General features: G+C 61.1%; 1 protein-coding gene. It reads right to left on the bottom strand.

What is annotated here, in order from left to right:
* The coding region (locus tag PJL15_RS22550) for an L-serine ammonia-lyase (protein ID WP_281453355.1) at positions 1 to 929 on the bottom strand (929 nt) is incomplete at both ends.

Below are 929 nucleotides of genomic sequence, written 5' to 3'. Positions count from 1 at the left end.
GGACATGTCCTTGCCCGTTTCACGCATGGTCACGATCACCTCATCCAACGACACCCGATGCGTCCCATCCCCCCACAACGCCATCTTCGCCGCGTTGATCGCCTTCGCCGCAGCAATCGCGTTCCGCTCAATACACGGAATCTGCACCAACCCCCCGATCGGATCACACGTCAACCCCAGATTATGTTCCATCGCGATCTCCGCCGCGTTCTCCACCTGCCCCGGAGAACCACCCATCACCTCAGCCAACCCAGCAGCAGCCATCGACGACGCCGAGCCCACCTCACCCTGGCAGCCCACCTCAGCCCCCGAAATCGACGCCTGCTCCTTATACAACACACCCACCGCACCGGCAGCGAGCAGGAACTTCACCACCACATCATCCCGATCCTGCTGGGACGCTTTGTCCATGCCCGGGGCGTAATTCAACGCGTAATACAACACCGCCGGAATAATCCCCGCCGCACCATTGGTCGGAGCCGTCACCACCCGCCCACCAGAAGCATTCTCCTCATTCACCGCCAGGGCGATCAGGTTCACCCACTCCTGCCAATACTTCGGATCATTCCGGTCCTTGTCTTCCTTCAGCAGCCGCTCCAACCAATCAGGGGCACGACGCTTCACCCGCAACCCGCCAGGGAGCACACCCTCACGCTTCAACGAGGTCTCCACACAGGCCTCCATCACGGACCAGATATGCAGCAAACCCTCCCGGATCTCCTCCTCGCTGCGGCTGGCACGTTCGTTGATGAACATGATGTCGCTGATCCCCAACCCCTTCGACGCACACCGGCCCAACAACTCCGCCGCCGTCCGGAACGGCAACGGCAACTCCTTCTTGGACTCCTCCAACTCCTGCTGCGCCGCGTTCTCCTCACCCTCACGAACAATGAACCCACCACCGACCGAAAAGAACGTCGCCTCCTTCA

Origin of the sequence: Paenarthrobacter nitroguajacolicus (assembly GCF_029952445.1) — a bacterium.
Lineage (GTDB): Bacteria > Actinomycetota > Actinomycetes > Actinomycetales > Micrococcaceae > Arthrobacter > Arthrobacter nitroguajacolicus_B.
Note: the sequence above shows the minus strand (reverse complement) of the source record. Positions and strands in the feature narration are given on the sequence as shown.